15 protein-coding genes are annotated in these 13,859 nt (G+C 27.7%); 10 read left to right on the plus strand and 5 right to left on the minus strand.

Features of this window, described 5'->3' with window-relative positions; translation table 11 throughout:
- Nucleotides 1–129: 129 nt before the first annotated feature.
- Nucleotides 130–1,206, plus strand: a complete 1,077-nt coding sequence (gene flhB, locus L8W55_RS07555; protein WP_263678076.1) for a flagellar biosynthesis protein FlhB — start codon at nucleotides 130–132, stop codon at nucleotides 1,204–1,206.
- Here the strand turns inward: flhB and L8W55_RS07560 are convergent.
- Nucleotides 1,198–1,977 carry a sulfite exporter TauE/SafE family protein gene (locus L8W55_RS07560; RefSeq protein WP_263678091.1) on the minus strand — a complete coding sequence of 260 codons (780 nt, stop codon included), beginning with the start codon at nucleotides 1,975–1,977 and terminating at the stop codon, nucleotides 1,198–1,200. The genes flhB and L8W55_RS07560 overlap by 9 nt on opposite strands.
- Nucleotides 1,978–2,087: 110 nt before the next feature.
- On the opposite strand from L8W55_RS07560, the gene L8W55_RS07565 reads away from it, so the two are divergent.
- Genes L8W55_RS07565 through L8W55_RS07575 form a run of 3 tightly spaced genes read left to right on the plus strand, consistent with a single transcriptional unit; the run spans nucleotide 2,088 to nucleotide 4,571 of the window.
- On the plus strand, nucleotides 2,088–3,224 hold the full coding sequence (locus L8W55_RS07565; RefSeq protein WP_263678077.1) for an N-acetyl sugar amidotransferase: 1,137 nt from the start codon (nucleotides 2,088–2,090) through the stop codon (nucleotides 3,222–3,224).
- The gene (gene hisH, locus L8W55_RS07570) at nucleotides 3,221–3,832 is read left to right on the plus strand and encodes an imidazole glycerol phosphate synthase subunit HisH (RefSeq protein WP_263678078.1); all 612 of its coding nucleotides are present in this window, start codon (nucleotides 3,221–3,223) and stop codon (nucleotides 3,830–3,832) included. The genes L8W55_RS07565 and hisH overlap by 4 nt, the downstream gene beginning before the upstream one ends.
- Before the next feature lies 1 nt (nucleotide 3,833).
- Nucleotides 3,834–4,571 carry a HisA/HisF-related TIM barrel protein gene (locus L8W55_RS07575; protein WP_263678079.1) on the plus strand — a complete coding sequence of 246 codons (738 nt, stop codon included), beginning with the start codon at nucleotides 3,834–3,836 and terminating at the stop codon, nucleotides 4,569–4,571.
- Here L8W55_RS07575 and pseH read toward each other — a convergent pair.
- Genes pseH through L8W55_RS07590 form a run of 3 tightly spaced genes read right to left on the minus strand, consistent with a single transcriptional unit; the run spans nucleotide 4,539 to nucleotide 8,298 of the window.
- Entirely contained in the window at nucleotides 4,539–5,579 is a 1,041-nt protein-coding gene (pseH, locus tag L8W55_RS07580; protein WP_263678081.1) for a UDP-4-amino-4,6-dideoxy-N-acetyl-beta-L-altrosamine N-acetyltransferase, read from the minus strand. The genes L8W55_RS07575 and pseH overlap by 33 nt on opposite strands.
- The gene (pseG, locus tag L8W55_RS07585; RefSeq protein ID WP_263678082.1) at nucleotides 5,576–6,400 is read right to left on the minus strand and encodes a UDP-2,4-diacetamido-2,4,6-trideoxy-beta-L-altropyranose hydrolase; all 825 of its coding nucleotides are present in this window, start codon (nucleotides 6,398–6,400) and stop codon (nucleotides 5,576–5,578) included. Before pseG ends, pseH begins: the two co-directional genes overlap by 4 nt.
- Nucleotides 6,397–8,298: a motility associated factor glycosyltransferase family protein gene (locus L8W55_RS07590; RefSeq protein ID WP_263678083.1), complete on the minus strand. Its 1,902-nt coding sequence runs from the start codon at nucleotides 8,296–8,298 to the stop codon at nucleotides 6,397–6,399. Before L8W55_RS07590 ends, pseG begins: the two co-directional genes overlap by 4 nt.
- 172 nt (nucleotides 8,299–8,470) lie before the next feature.
- Here L8W55_RS07590 and L8W55_RS07595 point away from each other — a divergent pair, with 172 nt between their 5' ends.
- Nucleotides 8,471–9,142 carry a CDP-alcohol phosphatidyltransferase family protein gene (locus L8W55_RS07595; protein WP_263678084.1) on the plus strand — a complete coding sequence of 224 codons (672 nt, stop codon included), beginning with the start codon at nucleotides 8,471–8,473 and terminating at the stop codon, nucleotides 9,140–9,142.
- Nucleotides 9,129–9,782, plus strand: a complete 654-nt coding sequence (locus L8W55_RS07600) for a class I SAM-dependent methyltransferase (RefSeq protein ID WP_263678085.1) — start codon at nucleotides 9,129–9,131, stop codon at nucleotides 9,780–9,782. Before L8W55_RS07595 ends, L8W55_RS07600 begins: the two co-directional genes overlap by 14 nt.
- Before the next feature lie 6 nt (nucleotides 9,783–9,788).
- Here the strand turns inward: L8W55_RS07600 and pseF are convergent, their stop codons facing one another.
- Nucleotides 9,789–10,496, minus strand: coding sequence for a pseudaminic acid cytidylyltransferase (pseF, locus tag L8W55_RS07605; RefSeq protein ID WP_263678086.1), 708 nt, complete (start codon nucleotides 10,494–10,496; stop codon nucleotides 9,789–9,791).
- 139 nt (nucleotides 10,497–10,635) lie between these two features.
- Between pseF and L8W55_RS07610 the strand changes: the two genes are divergently transcribed.
- The 4 genes from L8W55_RS07610 to L8W55_RS07625 all read left to right on the plus strand — a co-directional run.
- Nucleotides 10,636–10,905 carry a hypothetical protein gene (locus tag L8W55_RS07610; protein WP_257929027.1) on the plus strand — a complete coding sequence of 90 codons (270 nt, stop codon included), beginning with the start codon at nucleotides 10,636–10,638 and terminating at the stop codon, nucleotides 10,903–10,905.
- Nucleotides 10,906–10,910: 5 nt separating this feature from the next.
- A complete protein-coding gene (locus tag L8W55_RS07615; protein WP_263678087.1) occupies nucleotides 10,911–11,633 on the plus strand; it encodes an SDR family NAD(P)-dependent oxidoreductase in 723 nt (240 codons plus the stop codon).
- Nucleotides 11,626–12,963 (plus strand): ANL family adenylate-forming protein, encoded by a 1,338-nt coding sequence (locus L8W55_RS07620; protein ID WP_263678088.1) that lies wholly within the window; start codon nucleotides 11,626–11,628, stop codon nucleotides 12,961–12,963. The genes L8W55_RS07615 and L8W55_RS07620 overlap by 8 nt, the downstream gene beginning before the upstream one ends.
- 104 nt (nucleotides 12,964–13,067) lie before the next feature.
- A partial coding sequence (locus tag L8W55_RS07625; protein ID WP_263678090.1) for a DUF2920 family protein occupies nucleotides 13,068–13,859 on the plus strand: 792 nt, incomplete at its 3' end.

Raw genomic sequence — 13,859 nt, forward strand, 5'->3', positions numbered from 1 at the left:
ATGATATCTTAGAGGATGCTAAGAAGAAGAAGTTTTAAGGATTGAATGAGAAATAAATCCAAGTATTTAAATTTGTTTATACTTGGATTTAAATGCTATAATTTTGCTTTAAATTTTTAAAGGTTTTTTATGGCTGCTGATGATCAAGAAAAAACAGAAGAACCCACGTCCAAGAAAATAGAAGATGCACGGCAAGAGGGTAATGTCCCAAAAAGCCAAGATGCATCTGCTGTGGCTGTGCTTGTTATAGCTGTGGTTGTTGTGTTGTTTATGATGCCTTTTATAGGTGAGAGAATTAGTGGTTTATATAGGTTTTATCAAAGTTTTATAGGTATAGAACTTGATTTAAAAATCTTGCAAAAAATTATTATAAAAACCATGATAGAAATGTTTATTATGGTTTTACCTATTACTCTAACAATTATGGTTGCAGGTGTGCTTGGAAATTTAATGCAATTTGGTTTTATTTTTACCACTAAGCCCATTACTCCAAATTTTAACAAAATTAACCCTATTAATGGACTTAAAAATCTTTTTTCTTTAAAAAAGATTATTGAAGCTTTGAAAATTATTCTTAAAGTTGGAGTGGTTTTTGGTATTGCTTTTATTTTTTTATTACAATTTATGAAAGAGCTTCCTAGGGTAGAACTTTATACGATTTATCCACAACTTTTATGGCTTAGGGATAAAGCTATTATACTTGCAGCTATTGTTATCATAGCTTTTTTGATTATAGGGCTTTTAGATGTACTTTTGGTAAGGTATCAATACTTTAAAAACTTACGCATGAGTAAGCAAGAGGTTAAAGATGAATTTAAACAAAGCGAGGGAGATCCTTTGGTAAAAGGAAGAATTCGTCGTTTGCAAATGGAAGCAGCAAGGCGTAGAATGGTGCAAGATGTTGCTAGTGCTGATGTTGTGATTACTAACCCTACCCACTATGCGGTTGCTTTGCGTTATGATAGCTCTAAAGAAGCTGCACCAAAAGTTTTAGCTAAAGGGGTGGACTTTTTAGCTTTGCGTATAAAAGATATGGCTTATGAGTATAATGTGATGATTTATGAAAATCCTCCTTTAGCAAGAGAACTTTATAAAGCATGTGAAGTTAATGATCTTATCCCACCAGAGCTTTTTAAAGCAGTGGCAGAGGTTTTAAGCTTTGTCTATACTTCTAATAGGCAAAAATTTGCCGATAGATTAAAATAAATTTAGCTTTTTAATCAAACTTATAATAGTCATAGTTATAGAAAGAGTGTAGATGCCTAAAAGTGCTATGCGGTGGGATTTGAGGTTGATTTTTTCCATGATTTTAATTCCAAGATAAACCCCTAGCATAGAGCTAAGTCCTACTAAGCTTCCATTTTGTAAGACTTCTTTATCAATGATGTCATTATATATAAAAGAACTAATCCCTGAAATGGAAGCAAAAATCACAAAAAATAAGCTAAGTGGCACTATTTTTTTGGTATCATAGCCTAAAAAATAAGCCAAAATAGGAGTGATTAAAAGCCCACCACCAATCCCTAAAGATATAGCAAAAATTCCTGTAAATGCACCACAAATTAGCAAAATAGAATTTTTTAAGATATTAGAGTGGTTGATGTTTCCAATGGTGCTTTTTTGATTAAAAGCAAATTTTAAAAAGAATACAATACTCACACATAAAAAAATACTTGTTAAAGTTATATCTGAAAAATATGAGAGCAAAAGTCCACTAAACATCGCACCTAAAAAGCCTCCAAATCCTATGATAAGACCATCTTTTAAGATTAAATTTTTCTTTTTATAGTTTAAATAAGAACCAAAAATAGAAGCAAAAATCATTTGTACAACAGAAATTGCAACAGCATGGTGAGAGCTAAGCCCTAAAGTAAGCATGAAAGGAACGATAATCATACCACCACCTATGCCAAAAACCCCTGAAGCCATACCTGAAAAAATTCCTATAATCATATAAGGAAGTAAAGTTAAATCTATAATTTATAAACCTTTAAATAAAAATATTGTAACAAAATAAAATTTATTTAGCTTTAGAAAATATAATCATAGTCGATTTATGATGATTATAAAGATTTTTTGGAGTTAATATGAAATTTTGTAAAAAATGCGTTATGCCAGATACTAAGCCTGATTTGCATTTTAATGATGAGGGAATTTGTGATGCGTGTTGCTCGCAAGAAGCTAAAAATCATGAGATAAATTGGCAAGAGCGTGAAAAAGAATTTCTAGAACTCGTTAAAAAATATAAAAAACATCCTGTGTATGATTGTGTGATAGGGGTAAGTGGTGGTAAGGATTCTACTTTTCAAGTTTTAAAATGTCTTGAACTTGGACTTAATCCTTTGTGTGTTTGTTTTGAACCAAGCATCCCTACTAAAATAGGTAAAAAGAATTTAAAAAATTTAAACAATCTTGGTGTTGATTTGATCCATATCAAAAGAAATCCTTTGGTGTATAAAAAATTAGCCCGCGAAGCTTTTATAAGAACGGGCGATAATGAATGGCAAAACCATTTGGGAATTTTCACTTGTGTTCCAAAGGTAGCTGTTGCTTTTGGCATTCCTTTGATCATTTGGGGGGAAAGTCCGCAGATTGAGTATGGTGGGCCAGCTAGTTCTAAAGAAAAAAATACTTTAGGCAGAGAGTGGCTTGAAGAATTTGGTGGGCTTTTGGGTAATAGAATTTCTGATATGATCGGTGTTGATGGTATTAGAGAAAAGGATTTATATTTTTATACTTATCCAAGTGATGAAGAGCTTCAAAGAGTAGGAGTTACAGGGTTATTTTTGGGATATTATTTTAAATGGGATTATAAGTATAATTTAAAAATATCTAAAGAAAATGGCTTTAAAACTAGTACAAAACCAGTTGAAACTACTTATGAGAATTTTGAAAATTTAGATTGTTATTCAAATCATGTGCATGATTATTTAAAATACTGCAAATATGGTTTTGGAAGAGCTACGGATAATGCGTGCTTGGATATAAGACTTGGCTATATTAGCCGTGAAGAGGGCGTGAGACTTGTAAATAAATATGATGGAAAGCTACCTAAAAAGGCTATTAAGAAGTATTTGGAATTTAGTGGTTTTAGTGAAAAAGAATTTGAAAAAATTGTAGATTCTTATACTAATAAAAAGATATTTAAACGCGATGAAAATGGTAAATTTTTAAGAGATAGTGATGGATCATTGATAAAAAAAGATGAGTTTGTTTTGAAATGATTTGTATTGTTGATTATCATCTTGGAAATTTTAAATCTGTTTTGAAAGCTTTTGAAAAACTTAATCAAGAAGTGATTATAAGTTCTAAAAAAGAAGATATAAAAAATGCCTCTAAATTAGTTTTACCAGGCGTTGGAACTTTTAAACAAGGTATGGAAAATTTAAAAAAACTTGCACTAGATGAGCTTTTAAAAGAATGTGTTTTAAAAGATAAAAAGCCTATTTTGGGGATTTGTCTTGGTATGCAACTTTTTGCTAGTAAGGGGTATGAGGGCGGAGAGTGTGAAGGGCTTGATTTTATAAAAGCAAAGGTTTTGAAATTTGATTTAAGTAAAGAAAAATTATTGCATAGTGGTTGGGATGATTTACAATTTAGTGATAAAAAAAGCAAACTTTTTGATGGAATTTTAGAAAAAAGTGATTTTTATTTTGTGCATTCTTATTATGTAGAGTGTTTAGAGAGAGTGGAGACTTCTTTTTGTGAGTATGAAAAACCTTTTTGTGCAAGTTTTGAAAAAGATAATATTTTTGCTGTGCAATTTCACCCTGAAAAAAGCCAAAATGTAGGTTTGAAACTTTTGGAAAATTTTGCAAATTTAAAGGCCTAATATGCTTAAAACAAGAATTATACCTTGCGTGTTATTAAAAGATCATCAGCTTGTAAAAAGTATCAATTTTTCTTCTTTTAGAACTATAGGGCATGTAATAAGCACAGCTAGGATATATAATGCTAGAAATGTTGATGAGCTTATAGTTTTGGATATCAATAAAAATGGCGTTATAGATTTTGAAAGCTTAGAAGATATAGCTAATGAATGCTTTATGCCTTTAACTATTGGAGGTGGGATTAGAACTTTAGAAGATATTAGAAAAGTGTTAGATATAGGTGCAGATAAAATCAGCATTAATTCTATGGCTTTGCAAGATCCAGATTTTATTAAAAAGGCAGCAAATACTTTTGGAAGTTCTTGTGTAGTATGCTCGGTTGATGTAAAAAAAGATAAAAATAAATTTAAAGTTTTTAATAATGAAATTTTAGATATTGATCCACTAGAACTTGCATTAAAATACGAATCTTTGGGAGCAGGGGAGATACTTTTAACAAGTGTTGATAAAGAAGGAGGTTCTTTAGGGTATGATTGGGAATTACTAGAGTATTTCAAAGGTAAATTAAAAATTCCACTTATTATCAATGGGGGGCTTTCTAAGCCTCAAGATGGGGTAAAAGCTATACAACATGGTGCGAATGCATTAGCAGGTGCTTTTATATTTCATTTTAGTCAATATACTCCAAATGATATTAAAAATCATTTACTAGAAAATGGTATTGCAGTCAGACTTTGTTAGTTGCATTTTTAAGATAGTTTCATTTTGGAATTTAAATTTATCAATTGTGTTAAATTTAAATATTTTATGCAAATTAACAACAAATGTATTATCGCAAAATACTTGTAATTGAAGAAATTGACGATTTTTTATTTTGAAAACATAATATATACCAATATGCTCCAAAATTCTACCTAACCCTGAAATTTTAGAAAAAGGATTTGCATAAAAACCAAATTCAATAGTATTATCAGAAATGATTTCAAAATTAATACTTCCAAGAATTTGTTTATTATAAATTACACAATAATAGTTTTTAAGAGTATTTTGTTTTAATTTTTTTATAAATTTTTTATGTTCGTATTTAGTAATATAATGTTTTTGATATAAATATTTTTTGATTTCAGGGTGATTTCTGTATAGTCTAATTTTTTCTTTTTCTTTGTGGTTTAGATTGATAAAATTTTTCAAAATAATATTTTCATTATGAATAAAGTTGAAAATAATATTTTTCTTGTTTATTTCATAGCTGATTAATTCATTAAGCCAATTAAAATTAATAGAAGATAATTTTTCAATAATAGGTTTTTGTATATATTTCAAATAAAGCATTTTTTTATGTTTTGTTGTTTCTATAGGTGAATGTTTTAAATACAAATTTAAAGCTTTTGTGTTTTTTTTAAAAACACAAGCGTTTAAAGTTTGAACTTTTAAAACATTGAAAGCATAGTTTTTAACTTCTTGCATTAAAAGTTCACCTACACCTTTTTTTATACCATAAAGCCCAAACTCACATGAATGGTTGGTTATATTAATAAAATCGATTACACCTATGGTTTGTTTGCCATCATAAACTAAAAAATATTTTTTAGTTGTATCTGTTTTTAGGCTAGATAAAAAACTTAAGTGCTCTTTTAAAGTTATATTTTGTGTTTTCATAAATTTAGCAATGCTTTCATCGTTACGCCATTTTAAAACAAGCTCGATTTCTTCTTGAGTTAAATGAATAAAATCTTTTAAAACTATCATATAAAACTCTCCACCTCATAACCTTTTTTAGCAAGCCAAACTGCAATTTTTTCTTGATTTTTAGCATAAGCTATGGCTTTAAAATTGGCTTTTAAAATCAAAGCTTCGTTGACTAATGAGCTTGCGCTAATGATGAGTTTTTTGCTTTCATTCATTAATCTTGCAAGATTAGGATAATCTATTAGAATTTGCATATTAGAGTTTTTTTGGCTTAATTTTTGAAGCAAGTTTAGATGAGAATTTGCTTTTGTGGTAGCTATGATGATAGTTTTGTTTTTATTTAGTTTATTTGCTATATCAAAGGAAATATTTTTTGGATCACTTCCCCCTATACAGATAAAATAATCATAAATTTTCTCTCTTTTTATCTTGCTTTCTTGGTAAAACTCATCGCGTATTAGAGCATAGGAAAAGCCACATCTTAATTCACAATACTTTGGTACTAAATTTTCATAATCACTTTCTTTAGCATAAGCATTGACATTAAGTAAAATATCACAAAAGTGTTCTTTTATCTCATCATCAAAACTTAGAATTTTAATTCCTGTTTCTAATTTAATAAGTTTTTCATCATCTGCAGTGATCTCATAATGATCAATGACCAAAAGATCAAATTTTTCTTTTTTGATGAGATTGATGAGTTCATATATGCTAGCACTTGTTAACTCATACACAGGATAAGGAATTTCATCTATTAAACAGCCTTTTAGTGGTAAACAAGCAAAAGATACATCTTGGTATTGTTTAGCTAGCAAAAGATCTCTTTTAATGTGTCCATGTCCTATAGTGCTAGAGCTATCGCTTCTAAAAAGAACTTTCATTTGATTTTATGTCCATATCCTCTTTGTATAATGGTTTCTTGCAGAGGAATTATACCTCTATTCAAGGCTTGTTCGTGAGCTTTGATATGAGCAATAATTAACTCAAGCCAATCAATATGTTCTTTTATCCATAAAAGCGATTTATTATATACATCATCTTCATTGATAGGGTTTAAAACATAAATTTTAGCAAGATTAAATTCAAATTGAGCAAGTAGTGGAGTTAAAGTTTCGTGTAATTCTTCCATACCTTTTAAATTTTCTATATATGTTTTAATTTCATCAATACTTTTAATCATATTTTTTATGTTTTCATCGGAGTAAATGTTTTGATAAGACCATTTTAAATCAGTTAAATAAGCTTCGATAGTATTGTTTAGAGTGTGGCAATGTGTAATGCTTTTTTTGATTTTAGTGTAAGCTTTAAGCATTAATTCATTTTGTTTGTTTGAAGTTGGATTTTCTAGTGAAATAAAAGGTTTTTTTAAATCTTTTGTCAAGAATTTTTCACATATTTTTTTAAAAGGTTCTTCTATGGCCCCTTTAATTCTAGCCCCACCTTCAGTGCAGTTGTATACATTTGTTCCATAGTGGTTGAAATATACAATATCGCTTTCAAAATTTTGTCGGAATAAATTCCATACAAAAGAACTTTGAACTTTTCCATTACCCCCGTAAGCTTCACATTCATATTTTCCATAGTCTTTTTTATAAATTTTGCCATTTTTGTAATTATCAGTTAAATAAGTATAGCCATTAGAATGAGAAATTCCATCATCACTATAGGCTAAATCTTGGCCAATTAAAATGATATTTTTGTGACCTAGATTAAAAGCTAGGTTAGAAGCCATATTTGCAACACTGCATCCAGTTATAAGATATCCATAGGCATGTAATTGCATAAAATATATAAATTTTGCATCAGTAGGTGAAATGAGAATATAATTTCTATTGTTATTTTCTAGATATTTTATTGTGTTAGGATGTGCATATGATTTTATGATAAAAGTTATATTTTTATCAAAATTTCCAAAATTATTATTAAAAAATTCACTAGTTAAAGCTACTCTTTCTGAGGTTAAAACATAATCAGGTTTAATATTGTGTTTGGCTAAGATAGGATAAGCACTATCAGCACAAAATATAGTTGCTTTATCAGCATATTGTTTTAACAAAGGAAGTTGTTTGGATAAACTAGGTCCTGTAGAAACAATGATAGCAGTATCACTTAGATTTTTTCTTTTTTGTAAAAGTTCTTGATAGCTTGGATGTGTTAGCATTTTAGGAAGATTGTATGTGAATTGCTCTACCCCTTGAAGAGCATCAAGAGGTAGATTTCCATATTTTAATACAGCTTTTTTTAAGTATTCTAGCATATTGTTATTGACTTTTAATATATCTTCATGATATCTTTCGTAATAATCAGAATGCAACTCTAAAAAATATGTTCTTGCAAAATTTAACATAGGTTGTTGTTTACACATTAATTCATAGTCTATGATTTTTAGACAATTTGTATTGACAATTACCAATCTTGCTTCTTGTAATTCTTTACTAAAATCCAACACACTAAAAGCACTATGGATAATCTCTAAATCTTTTTCAAAAACAATAATAATCTTATGGTGAGGATTTTGCAAAAGAGCTTTATATAAAATTCCATTTCCAAATCCATAAAAATATAATACAGGATATAGACGATATTTTTCATTATAAATTTTTAACATTGTGTTTAGTTCTTCTAAAGGATTTTTATAAACTAAAGTATTATCTTCGGTATTTAAAAAATTTATATCTAAACTATCGCTGCCTTGTATTATTTTGTATTTTGAATGCGTTATAGAAGAAAGTATTTGTCCTAGTTTAGTTTTTATATGTTCTAAATTTTTCTTTAACATAAGGTTCCTTATCTTTATATTTTAAAATTATGAATAAGTATTATACTTTAAGTAAAAAAAGAAATAGCTTATGAGTATAAAATTGTTTTATTATTCATACTGTATACACTGATTTATTTATGTTATAATATGCTTAAATAAATATAAAATTATGTATTTTGAAGGATAAAAAATGAATTTAGATGAAAAATTAAAAAAACGACAAAGACTTGAAATATCTTATTATCCTACAGAGTATATTATAAGAGTTTTATTATTGCAAAAATACATTTTAATACCTATTTCAAAAACATCAATAACACCTAATCATATAACTATTTCTTCTTTAGTTTTAATTGTTATATCTTTTTTAGCTATTTATAATCATTTTGCTCTTTTGGCTGGTTTTCTTTATATATGTTACTCTATTTTTGATCATTTAGATGGAATGTTGGCAAGATATAAAGACTTGCGTTCTCAGTTTGGAAGTTATTTGGACAAAGTTGTAGATCATATCGGTTTCAATGGAGTTTTTATTATGGCATATATTACATCTTATATTAGTTTATTTGAATGTTGTTTAGCGATCATTTGTATGAATTTACATAGAACGATTTGCCCTCATTATATTTTAAAAAATTTAAGAAAGATAAAAAATATAAAGCGTTTTGGGGTTAAAAAATACTTTTTAGATAGAGGTTTTATATTGGGTGTTGATGCGAGCTTGATAGTTATATTGATAAGCATAGGATTAATTTTTAATATTCTTTTTTTTATATGCTATTTTCTCAGTTTTTTGTTTTTGCTTGATTTGACTTATAGACTTTTTGAGTTGAGGTGTAACTTAAGACATGATAACAGATAAAAAATATTGGACAAATTTTTATAAACTATATCAAGATCCGTTTGTCGCTTCGTTATTTGCAAAATTTTGTTGCAGACATTATGTAAAAAAAGATGATTTGTTATTGGAACTTGGATGTGGAAATGGAAGAGATGCTATTTTTTTTTCAAAAAATTTAATAAAAGTTGATGCCATTGATCTGTGTGAAAATGAAATATGCTATTTAAATCAAACATATAAGAGTGATAAGTTGAGATTTATATGTATGGATTTTTCAGAGATTGATTTTATTAATAAATATAATATTGTTTATTCAAGATTTACTCTACATAGTATAAATGAAGAGCAAGAAAATAGATTATTTCCAGCTGTTTATCGGGCTTTAAAAAATCATGGAGATTGTGGTATTCCATTGGAGAATGGAGGATATTTTTGTATTGAAGCTAGGGGAATGAAAAATTCATTATATGGTCTTGGCAAGCAAGTAGATAAAGATTGCTTTGTATATAATGATCATTTTAGAAGATTTATAGATATAGATATGACATGTGAAAAATTGCAAAATATTGGATTTAATATTGTATTAGCAAAAGAAGATACCAATTTTGCACCATTCAATAAAGAAAATGATTATTTTGTAAGGATAGTTGTAAAAAAATGAAATTTATTATATGTTTTTGGTTAAGTATAGCATTTTAGCAAATTCTAAGTCTTCAAAGGTATCAATATCACAAATTTTATTCCTTGGAAGTAAAAAGGCTTTAGAATGAGGTTTAAATATAAAATCTTCTTCTAGCCATGCTTCTTTTTTACCAAAGTAAAATGCACCACCATCATGATAAGCTTTAAGAAAATCTTGTGAGCGTTTATCATGATTTGTTTCATCAAACATATAGACTTTATTTTGTTTATCAAGATAAAAACCTCTTTGTATAGGGTATTCAAACTCACAAGCTGAAAATAAAAATTTACATTCTTCTTGTTTAAATTGCTTAAAAGCTTTTTGCAAGATAAACTCATCTATAAGCGGAGCAGTTGCGTATAAACAACACACATTTTCATAGATTTTGCCTTGCTTTTCTAAGGTTGCAATAGCATCTTGTATTACAGCAGTTGAACTTGCATAATCATCACTTAATTCTTTTTTGCGTACAAAAGGAGCTTGGGCACCATATTTTAAAGCTATTTTGATAATTTCTTCATCATCGCTTGATATGATTACATCATCAAAAATACCTGAATTTAAAGCACTTTCTATGCTATAAGCAATTAAAGGTTTTCCTAAAAAATCAATGATATTTTTTCTAGGAATACGTTTGGAACCACCGCGTGCAGGAATAACGCAAAGACTTTTCCCATATTGTAAATTATTCAATTAAGCACCTTGAGTTTATTAATATTAATTATATTATATCAAACAATTGTATTTTTATACAGTTGATTTAAACTGATAAATAGAAGTTTTATGTTATATTTTAATAAAATTGTACTATAAAGTTACACAAGGATGATTTATGAGAAATAGTGTTGAAAAAATTATATTTCAAGCATTAGATAATTTATCAGATGAAATTTTGGAATTAAAAACAGTAAATTCTAAATCGCAATTATTTTTAGACTCTCTAGCCTTAGTTAGCTTGGTTGCTGATTTAGAGGAACTTCTAAGTGAGGAATTTAATAAAGAAATCATTTTAGCAGATGAAAAAATGATGAGTGCTAGAAATTCTCCATTTAAAGATGTTGAAAGCCTGACTGATTATATAGTTAAAAAACTTCAAGAGTAAGAATAATGCAAAAAATCATCATTATTACAGGAACTAGAAAAGGCATAGGCAAAGAGCTGAGTGAATATTATTTAGCAAAAAATCATATAGTCTGTGGTTGCTCAAGAGGTAAAGCAAATATAGATCATAAAAATTATAGACATTTTGAATTAGATGTCTGTGATGAAAAAGCTGTAGTTTCTATGGTAAGAAGTGTAAAAAAAGAATTTGGAAAAATTGATATTTTAATTAATAATGCTGGTATAGCAGCTATGAATCATATATTAACAACTCCATTTAAAAGTTTAGATAATATTTTTAAAACTAATGTCTATGGTAGTTTTTTGTTTATAAGAGAAGTTTCAAAGATTATGAGTCAAACTTATAAAAAAGAACAAGTTGCTATGCCTTATAGGATTGTAAATTTTTCTACTGTTGCGGTTGCTTTAAGACTAGAAGGAGAAGCCATATATGCTGCATCAAAAGCAGCTATTTGTAATTTAACTCAAGTTTGCGCTAAAGAATTAAGTTCTTTTGGTATTACTTGTAATGCCATAGGACCTACTCCAGTTCCTACTGATTTAATTAAAAATGTCCCGAAAGATAAAATACAAGATTTGCTTAATAAACAAGCTATAAAAAGATTTGGTAATTTTCAAGATGTTGTTAATGTGGTTGACTTTTTTATTAATGAAAAAAGTGATTTTATAACGGGTCAAATTATATATTTAGGCGGAGTAAATGGATAAGTTTAAAAATGTCTTTTTAAATAAAGTTTTTAGTGAAAATCAAGAGCAACATGCTTTAATCTATGAAGAACAAAAATATACTTACAATGATTTATGTAATAATGTGATTAATAAAATCAGCTTATTAGCAGATCTTAAAAATATAGACATTGTAGGTATTGTAGGTGATTATGATTTTGAAAGTATAAGTTTATTTTTAGCATGTATTGAGCTTAATAAAATAATTATTCCATTTATTAATGAAAGTGAGATTGATAACAAACTTATCGAAGTTAATTGCGATATTTTATTTAAAAATAATCAATATAAGCTACAGGAAAAACATTATAACAATCATGATTTAATCCAAAAACTTATAAATGATAATAAACCTGGTTTGATTTTATTTTCAAGTGGTAGCACAGGCAAACCTAAAGCTATGGTACATGATCTTGATAAGATTTTAAATACTTATCTTAATAAAAAACCAAAAAAACTTAATATTTTATTATTTTTAATGTTTGATCATATAGGTGGTTTGAATACTTTGTTTAACTGTCTTAGTATGAATGCTTGCGCAATTGCTATAAAGGAAAGAAAAAATATTGAAGCTCTAGCTCAAACCATAGAAAAATATCAAATTTCGCTCTTGCCTGCTTCACCTTCTTTACTTAGTTTAATGTTGGTAGCAAATGTAGTTGAAAAATATAATTTAAACTCTTTAAAGGTTATTAGTTATGGCACAGAAAGAATGTCAGAAACTTTACTTGCAAAATTAAAACAAAGTTTTCCAAAAGTTAAATTTCATCAAACCTTTGGCACAAGTGAAGTAGGTATTGCTCAAACAAAAAGTTTTGGAAACTATTTTAAATTAGAAAACATAGCATATAAAATTATCAATAATGAGTTATTTTTAAAAAGCAATATGCAAAGTTTGGGTTATTTAAATGCCGATAACTCTGTTTTTACAGATGATGGATACTTTGCTACTGGGGATTTGGTTGAAGTGATCAATGAAAATGGTGAAGAATATATTAAAATTATCGGAAGAAATAAAGAAGTTATTAATGTTGGTGGAGAAAAAGTATTACCCCAAGAAGTAGAAGGTATATTAATGCAAATACCATTTATACAAGATTGTTTAGTCTATGGACAAAATAACCCTCTAACAGGCCAAAGTGTTTGTGTAAAGATTGTGTTAGAACAAAATGAAAATTTTAGCACATTAGAAGCTAAAAAAAAGATAAGAATGTTTTGTAAAGATAAACTAGCTAATTATAAAATACCAACTAAAGTGGAAATCGTTCAAAGATTAGAAATTAGTGAGAGGTTTAAGAGGATTAGGAATTGATTTTGGCTTTAGCTAGATAAAATTGAATAGTTTTTTTAATTATTTTTTATGCTTAATTGTGGTATACCATATTTAAAAATTAAAATTTTATACCAAGGTTATAAATGTTAAAAAATCAAACCTATTTTATAGACTCTTGTGATGATGTAGAATTAAATATAAAAAGAGAAAATAAATTAGAATTTCAGCTCATATATGATGATACAAGAGAAATTGAAGCTATAATGTGTATTGTCCAAGGGCTTGGGGCTGATATAAGAGAGCCTGTTTTAAAGTTTAATATGGAGTATTTTGCATCAAAGTACAATGTGGCAGTTTTGAGTTTAAATTATCATGGTATAGGTAACCGTCCCCAAACTGGCGCTAAGTGGTATTTAGATGATATTGATAAACTTATTTTTGATGCAAGTTTAAAAGCTCTTAATATAGAAATTCCTTATGATATATCAAAGCTTAACACTTTTGAAGAATTTCACCCTGCTATGGATTATCTTAATAAGGTAATTCAAAAAAAGAAAGATAATTGGGATCTTAATAGAGATTACTACTTAGATTTAAGTGCGAGTTTGCAACTTACAAACAATGAATATCAAAATTATGGTATTATGCAAACAATTGATATGATAAATACTCTGCTTTATACAAAAAAAAAGATTTTTAAAAACAATAATTTAAAAACTATTGTGGTAGGAGTTTCACATGGTGCATACATGGGTGTATTATCTGCAAAAATAGCTCCATGGGCTATAGATGCAATCATTGATAACTCTTCTCATGTGACGCTTGATGGAGATGCTTGGAGATATATAGGTTTTGGTAAAGAAGTTGATTATACTGAGTATTATTGTTTTGGAACCTTTCACTATTTTAACAATATTAGACTTTGTGCTTCTGAA

This window comes from Campylobacter sp. FU_520 (assembly GCF_025772385.1).
Taxonomy (GTDB): domain Bacteria; phylum Campylobacterota; class Campylobacteria; order Campylobacterales; family Campylobacteraceae; genus Campylobacter_D; species Campylobacter_D lari_C.

Coding starts and splice junctions, on each gene's coding strand:
- hisH (WP_263678078.1), top strand. CDS start 3,221: ATGATTTGTATTGTTGATTATCATCTTGGAAATTTTAAATCTGTTTTG.
- flhB (WP_263678076.1), top strand. CDS start 130: ATGGCTGCTGATGATCAAGAAAAAACAGAAGAACCCACGTCCAAGAAA.
- L8W55_RS07610 (WP_257929027.1), top strand. CDS start 10,636: ATGAGAAATAGTGTTGAAAAAATTATATTTCAAGCATTAGATAATTTA.
- L8W55_RS07620 (WP_263678088.1), top strand. CDS start 11,626: ATGGATAAGTTTAAAAATGTCTTTTTAAATAAAGTTTTTAGTGAAAAT.
- pseH (WP_263678081.1), bottom strand. CDS start 5,579: ATGATAGTTTTAAAAGATTTTATTCATTTAACTCAAGAAGAAATCGAG.
- pseG (WP_263678082.1), bottom strand. CDS start 6,400: ATGAAAGTTCTTTTTAGAAGCGATAGCTCTAGCACTATAGGACATGGA.
- L8W55_RS07575 (WP_263678079.1), top strand. CDS start 3,834: ATGCTTAAAACAAGAATTATACCTTGCGTGTTATTAAAAGATCATCAG.
- L8W55_RS07615 (WP_263678087.1), top strand. CDS start 10,911: ATGCAAAAAATCATCATTATTACAGGAACTAGAAAAGGCATAGGCAAA.
- L8W55_RS07595 (WP_263678084.1), top strand. CDS start 8,471: ATGAATTTAGATGAAAAATTAAAAAAACGACAAAGACTTGAAATATCT.
- L8W55_RS07600 (WP_263678085.1), top strand. CDS start 9,129: ATGATAACAGATAAAAAATATTGGACAAATTTTTATAAACTATATCAA.
- L8W55_RS07590 (WP_263678083.1), bottom strand. CDS start 8,298: ATGTTAAAGAAAAATTTAGAACATATAAAAACTAAACTAGGACAAATA.
- L8W55_RS07565 (WP_263678077.1), top strand. CDS start 2,088: ATGAAATTTTGTAAAAAATGCGTTATGCCAGATACTAAGCCTGATTTG.